This is a genomic window from Kocuria sp. KRD140, assembly GCF_017168375.1.
In the GTDB taxonomy this organism is placed as follows: Bacteria; Actinomycetota; Actinomycetes; order Actinomycetales; family Micrococcaceae; genus Kocuria; species Kocuria marina.
Map to the genome: position 1 here is coordinate 83,420 of NZ_JABFAW010000009.1, position 22,999 is coordinate 106,418.

Genomic DNA, 22,999 nt, shown 5'->3' on the forward strand with positions numbered 1-22,999 from the left:
CGCCCACCCGACCCGTCAGGTCAGGTGCGCGAGGATCTCGTCCCGTGCCGCGGTCAGGGACTCCCTGAGCAGGTGCACGGCCCGGTCACGGTCGCCGGACTCGAGGGATCGCAGCACCTGGGTATTGCGCACCGCGTAGCGCGCGTGGAACTGCGGATCCGTGGACATCGCGTGGAACACCAGCCGCATCCGCGCCGACAACCGATCCATGACCGCGACCAGCTCCGCTGAACCGGACGACGCCACGAGCTCCCGGTGGAAGCCCTGGTTCGCATCCGCCATGGCCGTCACGTCCCCGGCATTCCGGGCGGCGAGCGCCGAGGTGGTGAGCGCACTCAGCCGGGACAGCGACTGCGGATCGGGCGCACCCCACAGCATGGTGCCCGGCTCCAGGACGCAGCGGGCGGCGTAGAGGTCGCGGACGTCGTCGGCGTCGGGCTGTGCGACGAACACACCCCGGTGCGCGATCCGATCCACGAGGCGCTCCGCCGCCAACATGGTGAACGCCTCGCGCAAGGTGTTGCGCGAGACCCCCAGCTCCCGGGCCACGGCCTGTTCCGAGAGTTTCGCTCCCGGGGGCAGTTGGCCGTTCGAGATGCGGGCGCGCAACTGCCGGGCCGCGTGGGCGCTTGCCTGGGCGTTCTCGCGCGGCTCGACGGCCGTCACGCGATCTCTCCCAGCGTCTGCCCCTTGCGCACGGCGGACCCCTCCGCCAGGTCCGCCCGGGTCAGCGTGCCGGAGCGATGAGCGCGGACGGGCGTCTCCATCTTCATCGCCTCCAGCGTGAGGACGGTGTCGCCCTCGGCCACCTCGGCGCCGTCTTGCGTGGCCCACGTCACGACCGTCCCGTTCATGGGCGCCACCAGGCTCGTTCCTGCCGAGTCCGCATTGGGCGACGACGCCGCCCCGGTTTCTGCTCCCGCTCCCGCGGTCTCACCGGAGCGCGATTCGGCGCCCCCGGATGCCGAAGCGGACCCGGAACCTGCGACGGATCCGCCACCCAGGAGGGCGGCGGCAAGGTCTGCGGGCAGGCCCAGTTGATGGGCGCGCCCGTCGATCTCCACCGTGACCGTGGTGCGCTCGCCGGCCCCGGGCGCCACGTACGGGGAGGCCTCCAGCTTGCGTGTGAACTCGTCCTCGATCCACGTGGTGTACACCCCCATCCCGTCCGGGGACGTGAACGCTGGCTCCTCCAGGACCGCCCGGTGGAACGGGACCACTGTGGGCACCCCGCGGATCACGAGCTCCCGCAGCGCGGCGCGCGAGCGTACGAGGGCCTGCTGCCGGTCCTCGCCCCACACGATGAGTTTGGCCAGCAGGGAGTCGTACTCGGCGGGCACCACGGACCCGGAACGCACGCCGGTGTCCATGCGCACCCCCGAGCCCGTGGGCGCCTCGAACGCCTCCACCGCGCCGGGAGTGGGGAGGAACCCGAGGGCCGGGTCCTCCGCATTGAGTCGGAACTCGAACGCATGCCCGTTCGGTGACGGGTCCTCGGTGAGGCTCAGCGCCAACCCGTCGGCCACGCGGAACTGTTCCCGCACGAGGTCCACGCCCGCGGTCTGCTCCGTGACGGGGTGTTCCACCTGCAGCCGCGTGTTGACCTCCAGGAAGGAGATCAGCCCGTCCGGGGCCACGAGGTACTCGACCGTGCCCGCCCCGGTGTACCCGGCCTCCCGGCAGATGGCGCGCGCGGATTCATGAATCGTCGTGCGCTGCTCATCGGTCAGGAACGGCGCAGGGGCCTCCTCCACGAGCTTCTGGTTCCGCCGTTGCAGTGAGCAGTCACGCGTGCCCACCACGATCACGGAACCGTGGGCGTCTGCCACGACCTGGGCCTCCACGTGGCGGGGCTTGTCCAGGAAACGCTCCACGAAGCATTCGCCCCGCCCGAACGCCGACGTCGCTTCGCGCACCGCCGCCTCGAACGCCGCGTCGATCTCGTCCATGGTCCTGGCCACGCGCATCCCACGACCACCACCGCCGAAGGCGGCCTTGATGGCGATGGGCAGTCCGTGCTCCTCGGCGAATGACCGGGCCGCAGCGGCGTCGTCCACGGGACCGTCCGTGCCGGGAACCAGGGGAGCGCCGGCGCGCACGGCGATGGCCCGGGCGGTGACCTTGTTGCCCAGCTCGCGGATGACCCGGGCGGACGGACCGATCCAGGTGAGGCCGGCGTCCGCCACGGCCTGCGCGAAGTCCGCGTTCTCGGACAGGAACCCGTAGCCCGGGTGCACGGCGTCCGCGCCGGAACGGGAGGCCACGGCGAGCAGACGGTCGATATGCAGGTAGGTGTCCGCGGAGGCGGAACCGGGCAGGGCGTAGGCCTCGTCGGCCATATGCACGTGGAAGGCATCGGCGTCAGGTTCGGAGTACACGGCCACCGAGGTCAGGCCGGCGTCCGCGCACGCCCGCGCGATCCGCACCGCAATCTCCCCGCGGTTGGCGATCAGGACCTTCTTCATGGTGTGTCTCCTGCGGTGTCGGATGCGGGGTGGGTCGGATCGGTGAACGTGAAGCGGACCGCGCTGCTCGGGGGTAGCTGCGCGGCGAGGGGGAGGTCCTCCGGAAGTACGACCCCGATCACGGGATAGCCGCCCGTCACGGGATGGTCGGCCAGGAAGAGCACGGGAACCCCCGAGTGGGGGACCTGCAGGGAACCGGCCACCACGCCCTCGCTCGCCAGTTCGCCCTCGCGGGAACGCTCGAGCGGCGGGCCCTCGGGGGGTTCCTCGAAGCGCACCCCCACGCGGTTGGACTGCTCACTCACGACCCAGTCCCGCGAGGTGAACGTCTCGAGTGCTTCCGGTGTGAACCAATCGTCACGGGGCCCCGGGCTCACCCGCAGGGTGACGGTCTCCCCGGGGGTGGGAAGCGTGACCGCCGGCGGTTCGGGCAACCCCACGGTCCGGCCCGCGGCGGCCTTGAGAACCGGGAGCTCGTCACCGGCGCTCAACGGGTCCGGTCCGATCCCGGAGAGCGCATCCGAGGAGCGGCTCCCCAGCACCTCGGGTACGTCGATCCCACCTCGCACTGCCAGATAGGTGCGCAGGCCTCTGTCCGGGGCTCCCAGGGTGAGGCGTTCGCCGTCGTACAGGGCGAACGGAGCGTGGCACGTGACGGCGCGTCCGCCGAGGGGTCCCTCGATCCGGGCCGGAGTGGGCGCGCCACTGAGGGCCAGTACGTGGTGCCCGCGGGCCGTGACCGACAGTCCACCCAGCAGCGTCTCGATCACGGCGGCCTCGGGCGAGTTGCCCACCAGCCGGTTGGCCTGCTCGGCCGACGCGCGGTCCGCCGCACCGGAGGCCACCACGCCCAGGTCGCCTCGGCCGGGTCTGCCGCGGTCCTGGGGCAGGGACTGCATCCCGGGATCCTCGATCATCAGGGCGTGTTTCCGCTCCCGGCGCGACGCGGGTAGTGCCGTCTCTGAGGACACCGTCACGAGTTCGCGCACCGCCCGGTAGCGCACGGTGTCACCCGGTCGGATCAGGGCGGGCTCTTCCCGGTCCACGTCCCACAGCGGCGCGTCCGTGTGACCGATCAGCTGCCAACCCCCGGGGGAACGCCGGGGGTAGACGGCCGAGAAGCGTCCCGCGAGCGCCACTGACCCGGCCGGCACCGCGGTGCGGGGCGAGTCCCTGCGCGGCACCTCGAGCGGATCGCCGTCGGCCACAAGGTACGCGAATCCCGGCGCGAACCCGCCGAACGCCGCCGTCCAGTCGGCTCCCGTGTGCGCCTCGATCACGCCGCGCTCGCCGAGCCCGGTCAGCTTTCCCACGGCGGCCAAATCTTCGCCGTCGTAGACCACGTCGATTGCCACATCCTTACCCGCGGCCGGTTCGGTGGAATCGAGCCGGATGTCGACGACGTCGCTCGCGGCCCTCCGCGCCGCGGCGGGGGTTGTGAAGGTCAACAATACGGTCTCCGCGGCGGCCAGGACATCGAGCTGACCCGGGTACGGGTGGGCACTCAGGTGGGCATGCAGCCGCATCACGTGCTCGAGCGTTGGGCACTCGATCAGGAAGGCCCGCGTGCCGGCCCAGCGCAGACCCGTCCGCGGCGGGGTGGCCGTGTCGGGTGCTGCCGACGAGGACGTGGCAGGCGCGGTGGCTCGGTCCCGGGGTGCGGTGCGCGGCGCGCCGGATCCGCTCCGCGTCACGTTGGCGGCTCGCGGAGTGGCCGGGGAGGGCACGCCCGTGCCGTCGTGGGCGGCGCCCGGACCGTGCGTCGTCGAGTCGCGGTCGCTCACACGAACGACCGGATCGTGATGCCCGCGCGCTCCAGACCCGCGCGGACCTCGGCGGCCATGGCTGCGGACCCGGGGGTGTCCCCGTGCACGCAAATGCTCTCGGCGGCGAGCTGCACCGTGGAGCCGTCCACCGCGGTCAGCGTGCCGTGTTCGGCCAGGCGGATCATGCGCTCGGTGACCTGGGCGGCGTCGTGCAACACAGCGCCTTGCTCGCGGCGGGAGACCAGCGTGCCCTCGGGGGTGTACCCGCGGTCGGCGAATGCCTCGGCCACCCCGCGCAGTCCCGCCCGCTCGGCCTTGTCCAGGGCCACGGAACCGGGCAGCAGCAGCAACGGGAGGTCACCGCCGAACGCCTTGACCGCGTCCACGACCGCCTGCGCGTGTGCCTCGTGGTGGACGATCGTGTTGTACAGCGCCCCGTGGGGTTTGACGTATTCGATGGTCGTGCCGGCCGAGCGCGCCATCGCCTCGAGTGCACCCATTTGGTAGAGCACGTCATCGGCGAGTTCGGTGGGGGAGCAGTCCAGGAACCGTCGGCCAAAACCGGCCAGGTCCCTGTACGCCACGTGGGCGCCCACGGTGACTCCTGCGGCCACCGCGTCCCGGCATGTCTGTGCCATGGTGCCCGGGTCCCCGGCGTGGAACCCGCAGGCCACGTTGGCGGAGGAGACGGAACGGAAGATGGCGGCGTCGTCGCCCATGTGCCAGTTGCCGAACGACTCGCCCACGTCGCTGTTCAGATCGATGACCGTCATGCGTGACCTCCGTCTCGGTACCGAGTTCCAGAATGCCGCACGCGGGAGGATTGTTCAACAATCTAGTGCGAATGACCCTCGAACTCCTCGGCCTCCAGGACCCGCGGAAGCGTGTTGACGGGGATGAGCACCACGTCGCGAATCTTCCAGTCCAGGGCCAGTAGCTGTTTGCGGGCGGCGTCCAGGCGATCGGGAGTCGCGACGTCCGGGGTGCGGGGAACCACGAACCCCTCGACCTGGAACACCTGACCCTCGTCGCGTACGCGTGCGGCGCCCACGCGCGCCCACTCCAGCTGTCGGAGGAAGGCGTCCACGTCCGCGTTGAGCGGGTGAGGCTTCTTGTTGTCCACGGTGGTGGGACGGGCATCCGCGAGCCCGGCCACGGCCGCACGGAGGTTGGTAATCCCATCCTTGAGGATGGACACGGCGATCACGATGGCCGCCACGGCGTCCGCCCACCACCACCCCAGGCCGATCCCGATCACACCCGCGGTGGCCGCGGCGGAGGTCATCCAATCCGCCTTGTTCATGTCCGCGTCCGCGAAGAGCACCTTGTTGTGCAAGGGCGTCGCGAGTTTCAACTTCATGCGCCCCAGGACCACCGGCGGGATGCCCGTGACAACCAGGACCCCGATCATCAACCAGCCGAGCCACACCGTGGTGCCGAACAGCTGGATCCCGCCGATGGACGGGTGCTCCGCCGTGATGAGTTTGCCGCCCGAGTCGACGATCAGATATGTCCCCATGACCAGCAGCGCGGTGGCCGAGACCAGGTGGGCCATCCCCACGGAGCGATGATGGCCGAAGGGGTGCTTCGCGGTGGCCGGGCGGCGGGTGATCCGTACGCCGACCAGGAACGCAATGGGCGGGATGAAGGACAACAGGTCCTCGACCCATGCCGTCTTCATGGCCTGCGAGTTCCCCAGCACGAGGAACACGAGGGTCACCGTGACCGCGAGGGTCCCGATGGTGAGCCATTCCAGGCGCACGGCCCGGGTGAGCGCTCGGGTGATCTCCGGCGGAAGTTGCTCGTCGTCCACCGGGTGGTGTTGCGCGCTCATGATCTGCCTCCGTGGTCGGCCAGGAATGCTTCGAGGTCCATGAGGAATGCGTTCTCCCCGTTGCGTACCGCCATGACGTGTTTCCGGGTGTCGCCGAACTCGTCGGTGGATTCGGCGTAACCGCGGGTGATGCCCACCTCCGTGTCCCACGGGCTGTCCTTCGTGAGCCCACCGATGACCAGGTCCAGGTGGCCGTTCTTCAGCTGCTTGACCAGATCCTCCTCGCCACCGGGAGTCCAGGTGACGTGAGCACTCACGGTCTCGGCGTACTGCCGCACGAGATCCACTTCGGTGCCCGTGGGTGGGTTGGGTCCGAGATCCGTCTCCGGAGGACTGTGCGAGACACCCACACGGAGTTCCCCGCCGGTCACGTGCTCGAGTGTCCCGTGCGGGTCCGCGGGATAGTGACCCGAACACCCGGTCAGCGCAAGAAGCAGGAGCAGGAGAGCGATCAGCCGCCCGATGGGTGATCTCATGACACCACTGTAGGCCCGAGTGCCGTTCGCCACACCCGGATATTTTCCCTGGAATAAATCTCCGCGGCGGCGCATTATATAGGTAATTCAAATTTGAAATATCTACGGAACGGAGCTGCGGCACTCGCGCTGCGGCGTCGTCGACCACAAGCCAAGGAGGCCGACATGCAACTCGGCATCTTCACCATCGGGGACGTGACCCAGGACCCCACCACCGGCAAGACCCCCACCGAGAACGAGCGGATCAAGGCCACCGTGGCCATCGCTCGCAAGGCGGAGGAGGTGGGTATGGACGTGTTCGCCATGGGCCAGCACCACAACCCGCCGTTCGTGGCGCCCGCAAACCCGCCGATCCTCATGGCCCACCTGGCGGCGCAGACCGAGAAGATCCAGCTGGGCACCGCCACCACGCTGATCACCACGACGGACCCCGTGCGCATCGCGGAGGACTACTCGTACGTCCAGCACCTAGCGGACGGGCGCGTGGACCTCACGCTGGGTCGCGGCAACACAGGGCCCGTGTACCCGTGGTTCGGCAAGGACATCCGGCAGGGCATCCCGCTGGCCGTGGAGAACTACCAGCTGCTGTACCGGCTGTGGCGCGAGCAGAGCGTGAACTACTCCGGTCGCTTCCGCACGCCCCTGCAGGGCTTCACAGCCACGCCGCGCCCGCTGGACGACGTCCCGCCGTTCGTGTGGCACGGTTCCATCCGCTCCCCGGAGATCCCGGAGCAGGCCGCATTCTACGGTGACGGGTTCTTCCACAACAACATCTTCTGGAACAAGGAGCACACCGAGCGCATGGTGGACTTCTACCGCCAGCGCTACGAGTACTACGGCCATGGCTCCTACGATCAGGCGATCGTGGGTCTGGGTGGTCAGGTGTTCATGGCCAAGAACTCGCAGGACGCCATGCGTACGTTCCGCCCGTACTTCGACAACGCGCCGGTCTACGGTCACGGCCCGTCGCTCGAGGACTTCACCGAGCAGACCCCGCTGACCGTGGGATCCCCGCAGCAGGTCATCGAGCGCACGTTGTCCTTCCGCGGGTACGCGGGTGACTACCAGCGTCAGCTGTTCCTGGTGGACCACGCCGGCCTGCCGCTCAAGACCGTCCTCGAGCAGATGGACATCCTGGGCGAGGAGGTCGTCCCGGTGCTGCGCAAGGAGTTCGACGCCGCTCGCCCGGCCCACGTGCCCGAGGCCCCCACCCACGAGTCCCTCGTGGCGCGCCACGCCGCGGGCAAGGACCCGATCCCCGGCGGTGGCCCGGATTCGCAGGCCGCGAAGGATCGCGCACAGCAGGCGGAGGCCGCGCAGCGCGACCACGAGAACGCCAAGTAAGTTCACGTACCACGTCAGAGAGAAGGACACCATGACCGATCGGTTGACCCTCGCGGTGGTGACCGCGGGACTGTCGGAGGACTCCACGACCACGCGCCTGGGCGAGGCGATCGCCCAGGCCGCGAGCACCACGGTCGAGAACGCCGGGCAGCACGTGCACATCAAGGTGATCCAGCTGCGAGATCTGGCCCACGGGCTGACCGACATGATGATCACCCATGTGGCCTCGCGCGCCGTGCAGGACGCGATCGACACCGTGCTCACCGCGGACGGCCTGATCGCGGCGTCGCCCACGTACAAGGCGTCCTACTCGGGGCTGTTCAAGCAATTCTTCGACGTGATCGAGGAGTCCGCGCTCGAGAACCTGCCCACCGTGGTCGCCGCCACGGGCGGGTCCCCGCGGCACTCGCTCGTGCTGGACACCGCCATGCGGCCGCTGCTGAGCTACCTCAAGGCCCTCGTGCTGCCCCTGGGCATCTACGCGGCGTCCGAGGACTGGGGTCACAACGACCTGCAGCGCCGGATCGACCGCGTGGGCGCCTCGCTCGGCGCCATGCTGCTCGCGGGTTCGCGGGGCAGTGCCGGTTCCGCGGACGGCGCCTCCCAGGGCGACGCCGCTCGGCCGGGTCTGCGCCGCGAGGTCAAGGACGAGTTCAGTGACGTCCCCGACTTCGCGAGCCTGCTGGCCTCGGTGGGATCGTGAGCGACACGGCCACCAGCGCCGTTGCTTTGTCCAAGGCTGCGCCGTCCGGGTCCGCGCACGTCGAGACCGCGCCGTCCGAGCCCGTGACGGGTTCGGACGGCGCGGACACCACCGGCGCGGCATGCATCAGTGGCGCGGAATCCCTCGATGATGCGGCGCGTGCGGGTATCTCGGACGCGTCCCGGCAGGACTGGTGGGCTGACCCCGTTTGGTAGGTCCGGTGGTTGTGTGAGTCGTCCTGTTGCCCGGGGGTCCGGGCAGTGAGACTGGTCAGATCATGACGAACAGCAGGAAGCGTCACACCTCGGAGCAGGTCGTCCGGGGTTAGTCCCGGCCACCTCGGGATCGCCCTGGTGGCGGCCGTGATCCCGAAGTCGCCCATGAAGGATGCCGCCCCGCTGTGCAGGAGTTGATCCTGTTATGCAGTGGGGCGGCATCACGCCGTTCCGGGGTCAGGAGCCGAACGTCCTGCGCCCGGCCCGTTCGACGAAGATCCGGGGGACCACCGTGGCGGCAAAGTCCCCCATGTTCCGGATCCGCGCGCGATGGGATGCCATGGGATCGCGGTGGACCCAGCGGTGGCTCTCGTGGCCGATCGCGGGCCAGTTGGAGGTGGCCATGGTGCTCCTTGATGGAACTGCTGATCCTGATTGTCTCAGTAGGAGTCTTATTGAGACAATCCATCGATCCGGTCTCAATAAGCGGCGCTGGCAGACTGGATTCATGACGGCTTCACCCAGAACCCTGCCCCTGCGCGGTCGAACGGCGCTGGTCACCGGGGTGTCACGACGCCGCGGCATCGGCTTCGCCGTTGCCCGCACCTTCGCGCGGCTGGGCGCGAGTGTATTCATCCACCACTACGGCCCGCACGACGAGGACCAGCCATGGGGTGCGGACGATCTGAGCGACGTCGTGAACGCATTGCGGGCCGAACTCACCGGGGGTGCGCGGCTGGGGGAGATGAGCGCGGATCTGCGGGACCCCGGACGGATCCGACCGCTCATCGATGCCGCGAGCGAGCTCACCGGGTTGCTGGACATCCTCGTGTGCAACCACGCCAGGAGCGGTGGGGACGGCTCCATCCTGGACATGACCCCCGAGGCGCTGGACGCGTTCTGGCAGACCAACACCCGCTCCACGCTGCTGCTGACCCGGGCGTTCGCGCTCCTCAAGGCCGACGCCCCGACCGCTCCGGCGCGGCCGGGAGAACGCATCCGGGGCGACCGCGAGCGGAGGTTCACCGCACCGACGGCGCATGGATCGTCGGCCAGGTCCTCACTTCGGACGGTGGGTTCTACCTGGCGTGAGCCCGGTGGGGGCGGGGCCTCGCCCCGGATATTCATGAATCGAGTAATGGACGTCTTCGGTCCGTCGCGTGGCACGCTGCTGCTTGCCGGGGATCCACGGCGACAGGTGACAGCGCAGGAAGAGAACCATAACCAACACGACCCGGACTGCGGCGTCGTCCGCGGAGAACGCGACGAACGTGACGGACGCGCAGAACGAGAACGGCGCGGAGACCGCCGAGAACCCGGCCACGATCGATGGCGCGAACACCCAGTCCGGGCTCCCCGGCGGCGTCGTCCACGAGTTGCCCGCGGACCTCGCCGAAGCGCTCGCGCTGGACCCCGTGACCGCCGAGCTGTGGCGCGGACCCACTCCGCTCGGGCGCAGCGAGTTCGTGTGCTGGGTGGAGGATACCCAGAAGCCGGAGACCCGGCAGCGGCGGATCCGGCGCACCGAGGAGGAAATGCACGAGGGCAAGCGCCGCCCGTGCTGCTGGCCCGGGTGCAAACACCGGGAGCGCACCGGTCGCTGAGACCCGATGCACCCCCTGGCGTGAAACCACGGCCGACGTGACACAACAGTCGGCGCGGTACTACGGCCTGCTCGGCACTACAACCGCAGCGAGCCCGCGCCACCGGAGGCCGGCCCCTTGCCGGAAGCCGGTGTGGTCGGGGCGCTCGCCGGGCACGTGGCACGGAAGCCCGCGATGAGCGCGGCGTTCATGGCCGCATCCGGGTCCTGACCCTCCTCCACGTAGGAGCGGCCCGTGTAGGCCAGGGCCATCCGTCGGGAGGCGTCCCGCGTGGTGAAGGACACCACACGGGTGCCGAAGCCGGCGCCGTCGTGACCGATGAGCAGCTCGGGGGTGCCCGCCGCGGTGCGGCAGGGACCGTTGATGAGGTAGAGGCCGTAGCCGTAGCGCGCCTGCTGAGCCGCGCCCACGGGAGTGACCATGGCGTCCACGAGGTCCTTGCGCAGCAACCGTCCGGTCATGAGGGCGCCGGTGAAGTCGGTGATGTCCTCCGCGGTCGCGTACACCCCGCCCGCGCCGGAGAAGATGGACGGGTTGACCAGGGGCAGCGGCGCCAGCCCGGCCTGGAACTTGCCGTACGGCAGGAGGTAGCGGCCTCGGACCAGCGTGGACTCCTCGAGCCGTGACTGCTGCATCTTGGCGGGCTTGAACACCCGGTCCCGCACGACGTCCTGGATGCGCGACCCCGTGGCGGCCTCGAGCATCATGGACAGCACCACGTACCCGACGTTGGAGTAGGACCAGCCGGTCCCGGGCTCGAACTCCCACGGCAGCCTGCGGCTGAGTTCCACAAGTTCCTGCTCGGGGTGGTACGGGACCACCGCGGCCTCCAGGTCCTGCACGGTCCACGTGTACCACTCCCGGTCCGGGAGCAAGGAATAGATCCCGTCCGGCATGCCCGAGGTGTGGTTCATCAGTTGCGCCACGGTCACGCCGCCGTGGCCCGGGTAGAGCCCCGGGGTGACCTGGTCGATGGTCGTGCGCAGAGTCCATTGCCCCGCCTCGATGCGCTGCATCACGAGCATCGCGATCATCGCCTTGGTGATCGAGGCGATCCGTGCGCGGTCCTGGGGCCGGGCGCTGTCCTTCTGCAGGTCCCGCTTGCCGGCGGCGCTCAGATAGGTCCCGCCCGGGCCCACGACCGAGGTGGTCACGCCCACGGCGCCGTCGCGCACGAGGTTGGCCAGGGCGGCGTCGATCCCGGCGGTGTTGAACGCGGTCTTCGACGGCGCTGCCGCGGCACCGGTCGTGAACGCCGGGGTGGCGAGCGCCGTGGCGGCGCGACCGAGTTTGTCCGCGAGCCAGCCGACGACGGGGGCAAGGGCAAACATCCCCGCCACGTGCAGGGAGATGGTCAGCCCCACCACGGACAGCGTGGCCCCGTGGGTCGTGAGGTGCACGGGCGTCATGAACATGAGACCCACCATCACCGCGTGGGACAGGGCCACCCCGAGCACCGCGCGCCGAGCCGCGGGGACGGTGCGCAACAGGGTAAACCCGCCGGCCGGGCTGGGTGTGGAGGCCACCGATTCACCGCGGGACAGGGCGACCTTGAGCGGGTGCGGGCGCAATCCGATGAAGTACACGATGGCCCCCAGGACCTGGGCACACAGTGCGATCACGAACCCGCCGGTGAACTGGGGCAGCCCCAGCGCCTGCCCCCGCGATCGCCACGAGGGCACCGGTGGTCAGGGAGATCCGCCGACCACGACGTTGCGCCAACCGCACCAGGGGGATGGCCAGAATGGCGGCACCCAGGGTGTTCATGGTGGCCGCCAACCCGGACACCGCACTGCTCCCGGAGACCTCCGTGACGAGCAGGGCAGCCAACGCGAGGGTCGCACCCGTTCCCAGCCCACCCAGGATCTGGCCCAGCGCCAGCACGGTCAGCACTTTGCGCTGGAACTCTGGCCCGGGGTCGGGTGTCTGCGCGGTGGAGGCCGTGGAGGTTTCGGTCATGCACGCATCATGACGGACGAACGCACCGGCGCACCATCATCACCGGCTTGCGTCCCGCTCTCAGTCGCCGCGCGGGCGGGTCAGTTCCGCCTGCCGGTGCGCCTTCACCGGCTCGGGGGTGGTGCGGTTGTCCTCGCGGGTCTGTTTCGTCTGCTCATCGCCGCCCACGACCTCGTCCACGTCATTGAGCAATGCTTCGAAGCCCTGCTGGGCCACGAGGACCTTGTCGTTCTTGGTGGCGCCCGGCCCGAGCGCCGTGTTGTCCATGCCGGCGTTGGAGTGGAAGTCGCTGTCCGTGGCACCGGGTAAGAGCGCCGTGACCGTCACGCCGGTGTCACGCAACTCTTCGCGCAATGATTCCGCGAAGGAGAAACCGAATGCCTTGGAGGGGCCGTAGACGGTCTCGTAGGGAGTGGGCGTCGTGGCGGAGGTGGAGGACACGATGAGGATGCGCCCGTGGCCGTTGGGGACCATGTGCTGCACGACGCGCTTGGCCATGTGCACCGTGCCCTTGACGTTGATGTCGATGAGCCGGAACTCGTCCTGGAGGTCGGTGTCCATGAACGCTCCGCCCAGTCCGATACCGACGTTCAGGGCCGCGGCATCCAGGGGACGACCCAGCTCGGCCACGAAGTTCCAGAAGTCCTCGACACCGTCGTAGGTGGCGGCGTCCGCCTGGAACGGGTAGGCCTGTGCGCCGAGCTCCTCGATGCTCCTGGCCGCCTCATGGACGCGGTCACTCGAACCGGACAGGGCGACGTCGTAGCCGTGCCGGGCGAACTGCTTGGCCAGTTCGAACCCGATGCCGGAGGAACCACCGGTGACCATGGCAAGGGGGCGTTGATCGGACATGAGGATTTCCTTCCACACCGGGACCGCCGCGCGAACGGGTGAGGATCGCGGAGCCGGGGCCCATGACGGATGCTGCTGACACGTGACGGCTGGACCAGTGTGCATCACCGATGCAGTGACCACAACGCCGTGACCGCTTGCTAGGGTGGCGCATATCACTCGGGGGACTTGCGGGGTGCCCGTGCCCATGTCAGGAGCCGCCATGAGCCACCCCGTGAACATCAACCCCGTGCGAGGTCTGCTCTACCAGGCGCGCTACGGCCCCGAGCACCCCACAGTGATCTACGAGGACGAGACGGTGGACTACGCCCACTTCACCGAGAGCGTGCGGCGTCTCGCGGGCGCGTTCGCGCGTTCCGGGGTGGGCACCGGGGACCGGGTCGCCTCACTGGGGTTGAACTCCGAGGTCTTCCTGCGCACCATGTTCGCCGCGTAATGGCTCGGCGCGGTTTTCGAGCCCCTGAACTTCCGACTCGCCCCGCGCGAGGTCGCGGGCCTGCACACCCGATCGACCCCCGCGGTGACCATCGTGGAGCCCGGTCACGTCCCCGTCCTGGAGGCGGCACTGCCGCTCGCGGAGGGTTACGAGGGCGGCAGCGTCGTCATGGACACGGACCCCGCCGTGCCCTGGATCCCGGACGGTTCGCGGGGCGGGGAGGCTTCGGGGGGCGACGGCGCCGCTGTTCCACATCGGTGCATTGAACTCGTTCACCGTGCGCGCGCTTGTGCGGGGCAACACGACCCTGGTGCGCAGGACATTCGTGCCCTCGCAAGTGCTCGCGGACATCGAGCACTACGGGGTGGACACCACGTTCCTGGTCCCCGCCAGCTGGGCCGTTCGCTGCCCGGTCTCCAGGCGGTCCCCTAGGCTGGGGGCATGCAGCACCACGGTGACATCTCGTTCCGCACCCGCAAATGGGTCAAGCCGGAAGACCTCAACGCCAACGGCACCCTGTTCGGGGGATCGCTGCTGCGCTGGATCGACGAGGAAGCGGCAATCTACGCGATCGTGCAATTGGGTAATCAGCGGGCGGTCACCAAGTACATGTCCGAGATCGAGTTCGTCTCCTCCGCGGTGCAGGGGGACATCATCGAGATGGGCCTCAGTGCCACTACGTTCGGACGCACCTCGTTGACCATGCGGGCGCAGGTGCGCAACATGATCACCCGCGAGTTGATCCTGAGCATCGACAAGATCGTGTTCGTGAACCTCGGGGAGGACGGCAAGCCCGCCCCGCACGGGTACACGCAGATCACGTACGACCGCGACAGGATTCCCAGCATGTCGCTCCCCGCCCACAACAGCCCCAGGAGGTCGCAGTCGTGAAGCAGCTCACCGCCCAGAGGATCACCCCGTCGTGGATGCACCACGGTGAGGGGCCGTGCTGGAGCAAGGAATGGAACGGGCTGGCCTGGGTGGACATGCTCGCCGGGGACGTCATGACGTTCACCCCGGACGACCAGCCGCGCCGCCAGCACGTGGACGCCGTGGCCGCGTGTGTGCGTCCGCGCCGTTCGGGTGGGCAGATCATCGCGGTGGAACGGGGAGTGGTCCTGACCGATCCCACGGGCGCAGTGGAGCGGGAGATCCCCATGTGGGGGGACCCCGAGATCCGCATGAACGAGGGCGGTGTGGCCCCCGACGGCTCCTTCTACGTGGGGTCCATGGCGTACGAGCAGACCGAGGGCGCGGCCACGCTGTACCGGGTCGCGCCGGATCTGTCGTGGCAGCCCGTCCTCGAGAACGTGAGCATCTCCAACGGGATCGCGTGGTCCCCGGACGGCACCCTCGCGTACTACAACGACACCCCCACCCACGAGGTCTCGGTCTTCGACTGGAGCCCCGAGGCCGGCCTGCAGAACCGTCGCACGTTCGTCGCGCCCGTCCTGGACGACCACGCCGCCGCGGCCGCCACGGACCCGGAGGAGAGCTACGAGCCGGGCCGCGTCTCGGTGAGCCCGGACGGGTTGACCGTGGACTCCGAGGGCGCGGTGTGGGTCGCCCTCTACGGCGCGGGGCAGGTCCACCGCTACCTCCCGGACGGGGCCCTGGACACCGTCGTCGCCGTGGGCGCCACGCAAACCACCGCGTGCACGCTGGGTGGTGAGGACCTGCGCACGCTGTACATCACGACGTCGCGCGAGGACCTCCCGGACGACGTCCAGCCCACCGCAGGTTCCCTCTACTCGGTGCGCGTGTCCGTCCCGGGCCAGGTCACGCAGGCCTTCGGGGGCTGAGCGCGTCGGCGGGCCGGCTCCCGGACCGGCGCGGCCCGCGGACGTGGTCGCCGCACCGCGGCGGCCTCGCCGCACGGTTACCATCACCGCAGGAGGCCAGATGAGTACCGCACCCGGGGTGAGCGGCGACGCCGTCACCACAGCGATCCGACTGTTGGCCGCGCAGGGTTACGACGCCACCACCGTGGACCAGCTCGCGCACGCCACGGGGGTCAGTCGCGCCACGTTCTTCCGCAAGTACGGGTCCAAGGAGGACATCGTGTTCGCGGATCACGCGTCCAACCTGGAGCGGCTGGAGCAGTTGCTCAACCGCCCGCACCTCACCGCCCAGGCGGGGGTGAGTGAGGGCGTGCAGCTCGTGTTCCGGTACAACCTGGACCACGCGGACCGTGCGCTCGCACGACACCGACTGCTGCAGCGGGTCGAGGCGTTGCGGGACCGGGAGCTCGCCACATCCCACCGGTACGAGCGGGTGTTCCGGGAGTTCCTGCGCCGCGTCCTGCCGGACGGCCCCGACCGGCGGGTCACGGCGATCTCGTTGGCCTCCGCCATCGTGGCCGTGCACAACGCCTACCTGCGCACGTGGTTGCACGATCCCCAGGCCTCGGACGGCGAGCGGCTGGCCGCGGGACTCAATCGGCGCATCGCGTGGTTGTGCACCCTCTTCGGGCTCTCGTTCGTTCCCGGGCGCCCGGTTCAGCAACTTCGCTCCGCGGACGACGGTGCTGGCACGGCGCCCGTGGTCGTCATCGTCCCCGAGGGGGTCGACGCGCGGGACGTCGCCGAGCGGACGGCGCGCTCGGTGTACGAGGCCCTGGCCCCGGGCGGCGTGCAGCTCGCGCGGGATGCCCGGCCCGGTGGGGAGCAGGACGCCTCCGAGGGCGGCGGGTTCGCCGGGGCGCGACCTTCCGGCGAGGTGCGTGTCCCCGCGGCGGATCAGTCCGCGCGTCGCTCAGACACGAGCACCGCGTAGACGAGTTCGTCGCGCCACTCGCCCAACTGGTAGTGGCTCTCCCGCAGGGTCGCCTCCTGGCGCATGCCCACGCGCTCGCAGACCTTCGCGGACGCCACGTTGAGACTGTCCAGGCGCGCGAAGACGCGGTGCGCGCCGAGGTGCTCGAACGCGGCGTCGACGGCGGTGCGCGCGGCCTCCGCGGCGTACCCCTTGCCCGTATGGTCCGGGTGCAACGCCCAACCGATCTCCACCTGCGCGGACTCCGCGTCCACGAGGGTCAGCACGATCTCGCCCACGAGCTCGTCGGAGTCGTGAGGGGAGATCGCGACCCGCAGGCTGTCGCCGTCGGAGGACCAGGACCCGGGTTCGCGATTGGCCTCGACCGTCCTGATCACGTGGTCCATGTCGCGGGGTTCGCGCCATGCATGCATGGCGTAGTCCTCGCGGGACTGGTAGGAGTGCATGGGCTCGATGTCGGCATCGGTGGGCCAGCGGAAGCGCAAGCGGTCCGAGTGCAGCGGCAGCTGGAGAGTCACCGGATCAGCCTATCCAGGACGTACCGGGCATCCGGGGGCCGGGTGACACTGAATGTCTTGACGTGAGACGCAGTCTCACGTCAGACTGTTCTCGCGATACTGTGGGCCACACCACCTTTTGCCCAGACACAGGAGCCAAGCGTGAGCGAACAGACCTTCCCGTCCACCGTGACCATCGACGTGACCCGTCCCGTCCTGCCCGGGCGGGAACGACCGATCGCCCTGGTGTCCCTGGGCTCCACGGAGCCCAACGGGCTCGTGATCTGGGGTTCGGAGGCCATGCGCGAGTTGCGCCGGGAGCTCTCGGCCATTGACACCTCGCAGGTCGAGGCCGTGGTGGTCACGGGCAACGAAAAGTCGTTCGGTGCAGGCGCCAATCTCAAGGAGATCCGCGCCGCACAGTTCGACGGGGGTTCGGAGGACTACATCGGCTCCGGGCACGAGGCCTTCGGCGTCCTGGCGGAGATGCCCGTTCCCACGTTCTCGCTCATCACGGGAGTGGCCCTCGGCGGCGGTCTGGAACTCGCGCTGCACACCGATTTCCGCCTGGCCACGTCCGGCAAGGCACCCATGGGTCTGCCCGAGTGCCGGCTGGGCTTCTTTCCGGGCTGGGGCGGCGTCTACCTGCTGCCGCACCTGGTGGGCGCTGAGGCGGCACTGAACATCATCGTCACGGACTCCATGCGCGGGCGGAACCTCAAGCCCGCCAAGGCCGCGGAGATCGGTCTCGTGGACGCCGTCCTGGATGCCGCCCCCGGCACGGACGAGTGGGAGACGGCGTGGCAGCGCTGGGTCGTGGAGGCCCTCGAGGGCAAGCACGAACCGCGCCGCGCCGCCGACGACGAACAGACCTGGCAGGCCGCCGTGGACAAGGCCGCCGCCAAGGCCCACGCCGCGTGGCACGGTGCCGCTCCCGGCCCGGTGGCCGCGATCGACCTCGTGGGCCGTGCGCGCACGGACACCCGCCAGGCCAACGGTGCCGCCGCGGTCCAGCTCTTCAGCTCGATCGTGCAGTCCGACGCCGCCCGCGCGTCCCTGTACGCGTTCGAACTCGTGAGCGCCCGCAGCAAACAGGCCGCGAACGTCCCGGACGCTGCCGTGCGCCCGATCAAGAAGGCGGCGGTGATCGGCGCGGGACTCATGGCGGGTCAGCTCGCGTCCCTCCTCGCCCAGGGCGCCCGGGTCCCCGTGGTGATGACCGACCTCGACGACGAGCGCCTCGCCACGGGCGTGCAGCGCACCCGCGACCGCTTCACCGCCCAGGCCGAGAAGGGCCGCATGAGCGCGGAGCAGGCGGAGCAGCTCGGTTCCCTGATCTCGGGGGCCGAGAGCCCGCAGGACCTCGCGGACGCGGACTTCGTGATCGAGGCCGTCTTCGAGGAGCTCGAGGTGAAGCGGCAGGTCTTCGCGCAGTGGGAGCCCGTGATCCGCGAGGACGCGATCCTCGCGACTAACACCTCGTCCCTGTCCGTCACGGCCATGGGCCGGGACCTGAAGCACCCCGAGCGGCTCGTGGGCTTCCACGTGTTCAACCCGGTGGAGGTCACCCCGCTGCTCGAGATCATCTCCGCGCAGCAGACGGACGACTCCACCCTGGCCACCGCGTTCGACCTCGCCGCCAAGCTGCGGCGCATCGCGGTGCGCGTGGAGGACGCCCCGAGCTTCGTGGTCAACCGCGTGCTGACCCGCATGTTCGACGAGATTGGCCGCGCCATGGACGCCGGTGGCGATCCGGAGACCGTGGACCACGCCCTCGCCCCCATGGGGCTGCCCATGACACCGCTGCAGCTGCTCGACTTCGTGGGCCCGGCCGTGCTCGTGCACATCACGCACACCATGAACGATGCCTACCCGGACCGGTTCACCCTCTCCCCGTGGCTCGACGCCGTCGCGGACGCCGGTTTGACCCACACGCTGCCCGCGCGCGGCGAGACCTCGCAGACCTACCTCTCGCCCGAGGCCCACGACGCCCTCGAGCGCACGCGGCAGGAGAGCGGCGTTGCGGCGTCGTCGGACGACGGCGCCGGGGGAGAGCTGCTCACGCGCGTCCAGGACGCGCTCGCGGACGAGATCGGGCACATGCTCGACGAGGGCGTGGTCGCCTCCGCACGGGACGTGGACCTGTGCATGATCCTGGGCGCCAACTACCCGTTCCACCTGGGCGGCATCACCCCCTACCTGGACCGCACCGGCGCCGCCGAGCGCGTCCGCGGCCGGCGTTTCGACGCCGCCCAGCAGTAACCCCTGATCGCGAAGGACCAGTCATGACCACTGAGAACACGGCACCCACCTCGGAGAACTTCCCCGCGGGCACGCTGGAACCGGAATACACGCTCACCGAGGCCCTGGGAACGGACGAGGCGGGGGTCTTCACGGACGTCTCGGACGAGGACCGCGCCCACTGGATGCGCGCCCGGTCCTTCGTGCAGGAAGACGTCCTGCCCGTGATCGCCCGGTACTGGGACGAGAGCGAGTACAACCTGGATCTCGTGACCCGGATGGGCGAGCTGGACCTGCTGCGCGACGGCGTGGCGGTCCCGGGCATGGACAACATGTCCAAGCTCGCCGCGGGTCTCGTGACCATGGAACTGGCCCGCGGGGACGGATCGGTGTCCACCGTGGCCGGTGTGCAGGGTGGCCTGGCCATGCGCTCGATCGCCATGTGCGGCAGCGACGAGCAGAAGGACCGGTGGCTCCCGGACATGGCCGCGGGCAAGCTGCTCGGTTCCTTCGCGCTCACCGAGCCGGCCCACGGTTCGGACTCGATCGGCCTGGAGACCCGAGCGACCCCCGTGGATGGCGGCCACGTCCTCAACGGTGAGAAGAAGTGGATCGGCAACGGGTCCATGGGCGGGATCACCGTGGTGTGGGCCCGCAGCGACGAGGACGGCGCGGTCCACGGTTTCGTGGTGCCCCAGGACTCCGAGGGCTACACGGGTACCACCATGCGCGGGAAGCTCTCCCTGCGGGCCATCCACCAGGCCCAGATCCGCATGGAGAACGTGTTCGTCCCCACCGAGAACGTCCTGCCGAACGCCCGCTCCTTCCGGGACACGGCCTCGGTCCTCTTCGCGACCCGCATTGGCGTGGGGTGGGCCGCGGTGGGTCACGCACAGGCGTGTTACGAGACCGCGGTCCAGTACGCGGCGCAGCGCGTGCAGTTCGGCCGTCCGCTCGCGGCGTCGCAGATCGTGCAGGAGCGCCTGGCCCGCATGCTGAGCGAGCTCACCTCCATCCAGACGCTCGTAATGGCGATGACCCGCAAGGAGGAGGCCGGGACCCTGACCGGGCACCAGGCCTCGCTGGCCAAGTACACGGCCACCCGCACGGCACGCCAGGTCGCGGCCAACGCTCGCGATCTGCTCGGCGGAAATGGCATCCTGTTGGAGAACCGTGTTGCACGTCACTTCGCGGACGTGGAAGCCGTGCACACCTACGAGGGGACAGAGACGGTGCAGGCCCTGATCATCGGCAAGTCGATCACGGGATTCTCCGCCTACAACTGATCCGCTCGTGCCCACACGGCCCGGTTCGCGCCCGTCCGGCGCGTGCCGGGCCATGACCGTTCAGGAGCACCATGTTCGCGAACACCGAGCCGCTGACCCCGTTGCGCTTCCTCGAGCGCAGCGCCGAGGTCTTCCCCGACCGCCCGGCGATCGTGCACGGCTCGCGGGTGTGGAGCTACGAGCAGTTCGAACGAGACGTGCGCCGGTTCGCCACGGCGCTGTTGCCGCTGCTGTCCGGTTCCGACGGCTCGGCGGGCGCTGCTTCCCGGGGGTCCGCTGGATCGGACGACGCCGCTGGGTCGCCCGCGTCCGCGGGGTCGCGTGAGTCCGCCGGGTCACCGGTCACGGGCGGTTCGCCCGGAACTGCCGAGTCGGGCGACACTGCCGGGTCCGAGCGATCCGCGGGGGCCTCGGGTGAGGGGAACGAATCGTTCCAGGGCGCGGAGTTGCTGGAGTGCTCGTGGCCCACGGTCGCGGTGATCGCGCCCAATCTTCCCGCGACACTCATGGCGCACTACGCCGTGCCGGCGGCCGGGGCGGTGTTGGTGCCGCTCAACCCGCGACTGAGCGCGCGGGAACTGCGCTACATCCTCGAGCACTGCGAAGCCCGCGTGGTGCTCGCGGACACCTCGGTGCTCGAGACCGTCGCACAGGCCCTCGGTGACGGGTCGGACGTGACGCTCGTGCAGATCGACGACCCGCAGGCGGACGTGCACCCCGTTCGCGACGGCGCGGGGTCGGGAGTGCCCACGTTCGAGGAGTTCATCGACGTCGAGCCCGCCCAGCCGGTAGGACCGGGTGCGTCGGGCGGCAACGACGGCGGCGTCGGCTACGGCGTCGCGGACGAGAATGCGCCCATCACCCTGAACTACACCTCCGGCACCACGGGGCGCCCCAAGGGGGTGCTGTACAGCCACCGCGGGGCGTACCTGAACAGCCTCGGGGAGGTGTTCCACAATGGGTTCACCGGCGCCACGCGGTACCTGTGGACCCTGCCCATGTTCCACTGCAACGGGTGGTGCACCACGTGGGCCGTGACCGCCGCGGGTGGTACGCACGTGTGCTTGCGGGCCGTGCGCGCGGACGAGATCTGGCGCGCGTTCGACGAGCAGGGCATCACCCACCTGTGCGGCGCGCCGGCCGTGTGCTCGATCATCGTGGACGCCTCGGAGGCTCACCCACTCGAACACACCATCAGGATCACGACCGCCGGGGCCCCGCCCGCGCCGAGCATCATCGAGCGGCTGGAGAGCGCGGGCTTCGACATCGTCCACGTGTACGGGCTCACCGAGGTCTTCGGCCCCATCACCATTTGCGAACCCCAGGAACAGTGGCGTGAGCTCTCGCCCCGGGAGCGGGCGCAGCAGATGTCCCGGCAGGGGGTGGCCATGATCCAGGCGGAATCCGCCCGCGTGGTGGACGACTCCCTCGAGGACGTGCCGGCGGACGGTACAACCGTGGGGGAAGTGGTGCTGCGGGGCAACAACGTGATGATCGGCTACTACAAGGACGTACCCGCCACGCGGAAGGCGTTCGAGGGCGGGTGGTTCCACACGGGTGACCTGGGGGTCATGCACCCCAACAACTACATCCAGCTGCGGGACCGCGCCAAGGACATCATCATCTCCGGCGGGGAGAACATCTCGTCCATCGAGGTGGAGCAGGCCCTCTACTCCCATCCGGACGTCGCGGACGTCGCCGTCGTGGGGGTAGCTCACGAGAAGTGGGGCGAACGCCCGGTCGCGCACGTGGTGCGGGTGAACGGGTCCACGGTCACGGAGGACGAACTGCGCGACCACGTCCGGAACCAGCTCAGCGGGTTCAAGGTGCCGGACTCGGTCGTGTTCAGTGACGAGCTGCCGCGCACGGCCACGGGCAAGGTGCGCAAGAACCTCCTGCGGGACTGAAGCAGCCACCCGGGCAACGCGATTGCGCGACCACGGCCACGTGATTGTGCGGCCGTTGTTTGCGGGCGCGGTTCCAATGCCCGGCGCGGGACGGGCGACGACGCCGCGTGCGAACGCAGCCAGGGGGTGGCGGGCCCTCCCCAGGGCCGTTTTGCGCAGTCCCGCGGGCGTGTGTAATGTATTCCGAGTCGCCGCAAGGACGAACAGCGAACCGCTGGTCCGGCAGGCCGACCAGCTACCTCCCCGACTTCCGAACGGCAATGGCGTGCGAACGCCGAGTTGCGAAGGAAACGGGGAACGGATAAGCTAGTCGAGTTGCCGCAAGGACAGCGAAAAGCGTTCCGAATCAGCGGCGACCAAAACTTCCAACTCATGGCTCTGGATAAGAGCTTAGGTGTGGTTTGTTGTTTGTCAACTCAATAGTGTGTCTAGTTTGTTGATACCAAAGTTTTTTTGTTTTTGGTTGATGGCCTGACAGTCCCTGGGTGTTTTCCCGTTTCCTGGGGGTGTTAGGTGTCAGCTGGGATCCTGCCCTGGTTCTGCTGCGCTGTTTGGTGTGGTGGTGGGGTGGTTTCTGTTGAATGTTTTTTGACGGAGAGTTTGATCCTGGCTCAGGACGAACGCTGGCGGCGTGCTTAA

At 69.4% G+C, this 22,999-nt stretch carries 21 protein-coding genes and 1 pseudogene; 12 read left to right on the forward strand and 10 right to left on the reverse strand.

Annotation, left to right across the window (positions count from 1 at the left end):
- Positions 1 to 15: 15 nt before the first annotated feature.
- The 6 genes from J1M36_RS09175 to J1M36_RS09200 all read right to left on the reverse strand — a co-directional run bounded on the left by J1M36_RS09175 (position 16) and on the right by J1M36_RS09200 (position 6,541).
- Positions 16 to 666 (reverse strand): GntR family transcriptional regulator, encoded by a 651-nt coding sequence (locus J1M36_RS09175; RefSeq protein WP_206479137.1) that lies wholly within the window; start codon positions 664 to 666, stop codon positions 16 to 18.
- Positions 663 to 2,465, reverse strand: coding sequence for a biotin carboxylase N-terminal domain-containing protein (locus tag J1M36_RS09180; protein WP_064846397.1), 1,803 nt, complete (start codon positions 2,463 to 2,465; stop codon positions 663 to 665). The genes J1M36_RS09175 and J1M36_RS09180 overlap by 4 nt, the downstream gene beginning before the upstream one ends.
- The gene (locus J1M36_RS09185) at positions 2,462 to 4,159 is read right to left on the reverse strand and encodes a 5-oxoprolinase/urea amidolyase family protein (RefSeq protein WP_206479873.1); all 1,698 of its coding nucleotides are present in this window, start codon (positions 4,157 to 4,159) and stop codon (positions 2,462 to 2,464) included. The genes J1M36_RS09180 and J1M36_RS09185 overlap by 4 nt, the downstream gene beginning before the upstream one ends.
- Before the next feature lie 86 nt (positions 4,160 to 4,245).
- Complete coding sequence (locus tag J1M36_RS09190) at positions 4,246 to 5,004, reverse strand: 5-oxoprolinase subunit PxpA (RefSeq protein WP_206479138.1); 759 nt, start codon at positions 5,002 to 5,004, stop codon at positions 4,246 to 4,248.
- Between the two features lie 62 nt (positions 5,005 to 5,066).
- Positions 5,067 to 6,065 carry a cation diffusion facilitator family transporter gene (locus J1M36_RS09195; RefSeq protein WP_206479139.1) on the reverse strand — a complete coding sequence of 333 codons (999 nt, stop codon included), beginning with the start codon at positions 6,063 to 6,065 and terminating at the stop codon, positions 5,067 to 5,069.
- A complete protein-coding gene (locus tag J1M36_RS09200) occupies positions 6,062 to 6,541 on the reverse strand; it encodes a transporter substrate-binding domain-containing protein (RefSeq protein ID WP_206479140.1) in 480 nt (159 codons plus the stop codon). Before J1M36_RS09200 ends, J1M36_RS09195 begins: the two co-directional genes overlap by 4 nt.
- A 165-nt stretch (positions 6,542 to 6,706) precedes the next feature.
- On the opposite strand from J1M36_RS09200, the gene J1M36_RS09205 reads away from it, so the two are divergent.
- From J1M36_RS09205 to J1M36_RS09215, 3 genes are read left to right on the forward strand one after another with little or no spacing between them, the layout of a single operon-like run.
- Entirely contained in the window at positions 6,707 to 7,885 is a 1,179-nt protein-coding gene (locus J1M36_RS09205; RefSeq protein WP_098055323.1) for an LLM class flavin-dependent oxidoreductase, read from the forward strand.
- A gap of 31 nt (positions 7,886 to 7,916) precedes the next feature.
- The gene (locus J1M36_RS09210) at positions 7,917 to 8,588 is read left to right on the forward strand and encodes a CE1759 family FMN reductase (protein WP_206479141.1); all 672 of its coding nucleotides are present in this window, start codon (positions 7,917 to 7,919) and stop codon (positions 8,586 to 8,588) included.
- The gene (locus tag J1M36_RS09215; RefSeq protein WP_206479142.1) at positions 8,585 to 8,803 is read left to right on the forward strand and encodes a hypothetical protein; all 219 of its coding nucleotides are present in this window, start codon (positions 8,585 to 8,587) and stop codon (positions 8,801 to 8,803) included. Before J1M36_RS09210 ends, J1M36_RS09215 begins: the two co-directional genes overlap by 4 nt.
- A gap of 237 nt (positions 8,804 to 9,040) precedes the next feature.
- Here the strand turns inward: J1M36_RS09215 and J1M36_RS09220 are convergent, their stop codons facing one another.
- Complete coding sequence (locus tag J1M36_RS09220; protein WP_186317237.1) at positions 9,041 to 9,208, reverse strand: hypothetical protein; 168 nt, start codon at positions 9,206 to 9,208, stop codon at positions 9,041 to 9,043.
- A gap of 103 nt (positions 9,209 to 9,311) precedes the next feature.
- Here J1M36_RS09220 and J1M36_RS09225 point away from each other — a divergent pair.
- Both J1M36_RS09225 and J1M36_RS09230 read left to right on the forward strand, forming a co-directional pair.
- Positions 9,312 to 9,740: pseudogene (locus J1M36_RS09225) on the forward strand (SDR family oxidoreductase); the annotation flags it as partial.
- 334 nt (positions 9,741 to 10,074) lie between these two features.
- A complete protein-coding gene (locus tag J1M36_RS09230; RefSeq protein ID WP_206479143.1) occupies positions 10,075 to 10,407 on the forward strand; it encodes a YdeI/OmpD-associated family protein in 333 nt (110 codons plus the stop codon).
- A gap of 77 nt (positions 10,408 to 10,484) precedes the next feature.
- Here the strand turns inward: J1M36_RS09230 and J1M36_RS12830 are convergent, their stop codons facing one another.
- Positions 10,485 to 12,089, reverse strand: coding sequence for a serine hydrolase (locus J1M36_RS12830; RefSeq protein WP_342358322.1), 1,605 nt, complete (start codon positions 12,087 to 12,089; stop codon positions 10,485 to 10,487).
- 337 nt (positions 12,090 to 12,426) lie between these two features.
- Positions 12,427 to 13,218, reverse strand: coding sequence for an SDR family oxidoreductase (locus tag J1M36_RS09240; protein WP_179861299.1), 792 nt, complete (start codon positions 13,216 to 13,218; stop codon positions 12,427 to 12,429).
- Between the two features lie 202 nt (positions 13,219 to 13,420).
- On the opposite strand from J1M36_RS09240, the gene J1M36_RS09245 reads away from it, so the two are divergent.
- From J1M36_RS09245 to J1M36_RS09260, 4 genes are all read left to right on the forward strand, one after another.
- Positions 13,421 to 13,654: an AMP-binding protein gene (locus J1M36_RS09245; protein ID WP_085108455.1), complete on the forward strand. Its 234-nt coding sequence runs from the start codon at positions 13,421 to 13,423 to the stop codon at positions 13,652 to 13,654.
- A gap of 441 nt (positions 13,655 to 14,095) precedes the next feature.
- Positions 14,096 to 14,545 carry an acyl-CoA thioesterase gene (locus J1M36_RS09250; RefSeq protein WP_084118111.1) on the forward strand — a complete coding sequence of 150 codons (450 nt, stop codon included), beginning with the start codon at positions 14,096 to 14,098 and terminating at the stop codon, positions 14,543 to 14,545.
- Complete coding sequence (locus J1M36_RS09255) at positions 14,542 to 15,456, forward strand: SMP-30/gluconolactonase/LRE family protein (protein ID WP_085108452.1); 915 nt, start codon at positions 14,542 to 14,544, stop codon at positions 15,454 to 15,456. Before J1M36_RS09250 ends, J1M36_RS09255 begins: the two co-directional genes overlap by 4 nt.
- A gap of 100 nt (positions 15,457 to 15,556) precedes the next feature.
- Positions 15,557 to 16,429, forward strand: a complete 873-nt coding sequence (locus J1M36_RS09260) for a TetR/AcrR family transcriptional regulator (protein WP_098055335.1) — start codon at positions 15,557 to 15,559, stop codon at positions 16,427 to 16,429.
- Here the strand turns inward: J1M36_RS09260 and J1M36_RS09265 are convergent.
- A complete protein-coding gene (locus J1M36_RS09265) occupies positions 16,393 to 16,947 on the reverse strand; it encodes a GNAT family N-acetyltransferase (protein WP_094067136.1) in 555 nt (184 codons plus the stop codon). The genes J1M36_RS09260 and J1M36_RS09265 overlap by 37 nt on opposite strands.
- Positions 16,948 to 17,088: 141 nt before the next feature.
- Between J1M36_RS09265 and J1M36_RS09270 the strand changes: the two genes are divergently transcribed.
- From J1M36_RS09270 to J1M36_RS09280, 3 genes are all read left to right on the forward strand, one after another.
- Positions 17,089 to 19,188 carry a 3-hydroxyacyl-CoA dehydrogenase NAD-binding domain-containing protein gene (locus J1M36_RS09270; protein ID WP_206479144.1) on the forward strand — a complete coding sequence of 700 codons (2,100 nt, stop codon included), beginning with the start codon at positions 17,089 to 17,091 and terminating at the stop codon, positions 19,186 to 19,188.
- A gap of 23 nt (positions 19,189 to 19,211) precedes the next feature.
- Complete coding sequence (locus J1M36_RS09275; protein ID WP_098055340.1) at positions 19,212 to 20,453, forward strand: acyl-CoA dehydrogenase family protein; 1,242 nt, start codon at positions 19,212 to 19,214, stop codon at positions 20,451 to 20,453.
- 71 nt (positions 20,454 to 20,524) lie between these two features.
- Positions 20,525 to 22,360: an AMP-binding protein gene (locus tag J1M36_RS09280; protein ID WP_206479145.1), complete on the forward strand. Its 1,836-nt coding sequence runs from the start codon at positions 20,525 to 20,527 to the stop codon at positions 22,358 to 22,360.
- Positions 22,361 to 22,999: the final 639 nt, after the last annotated feature.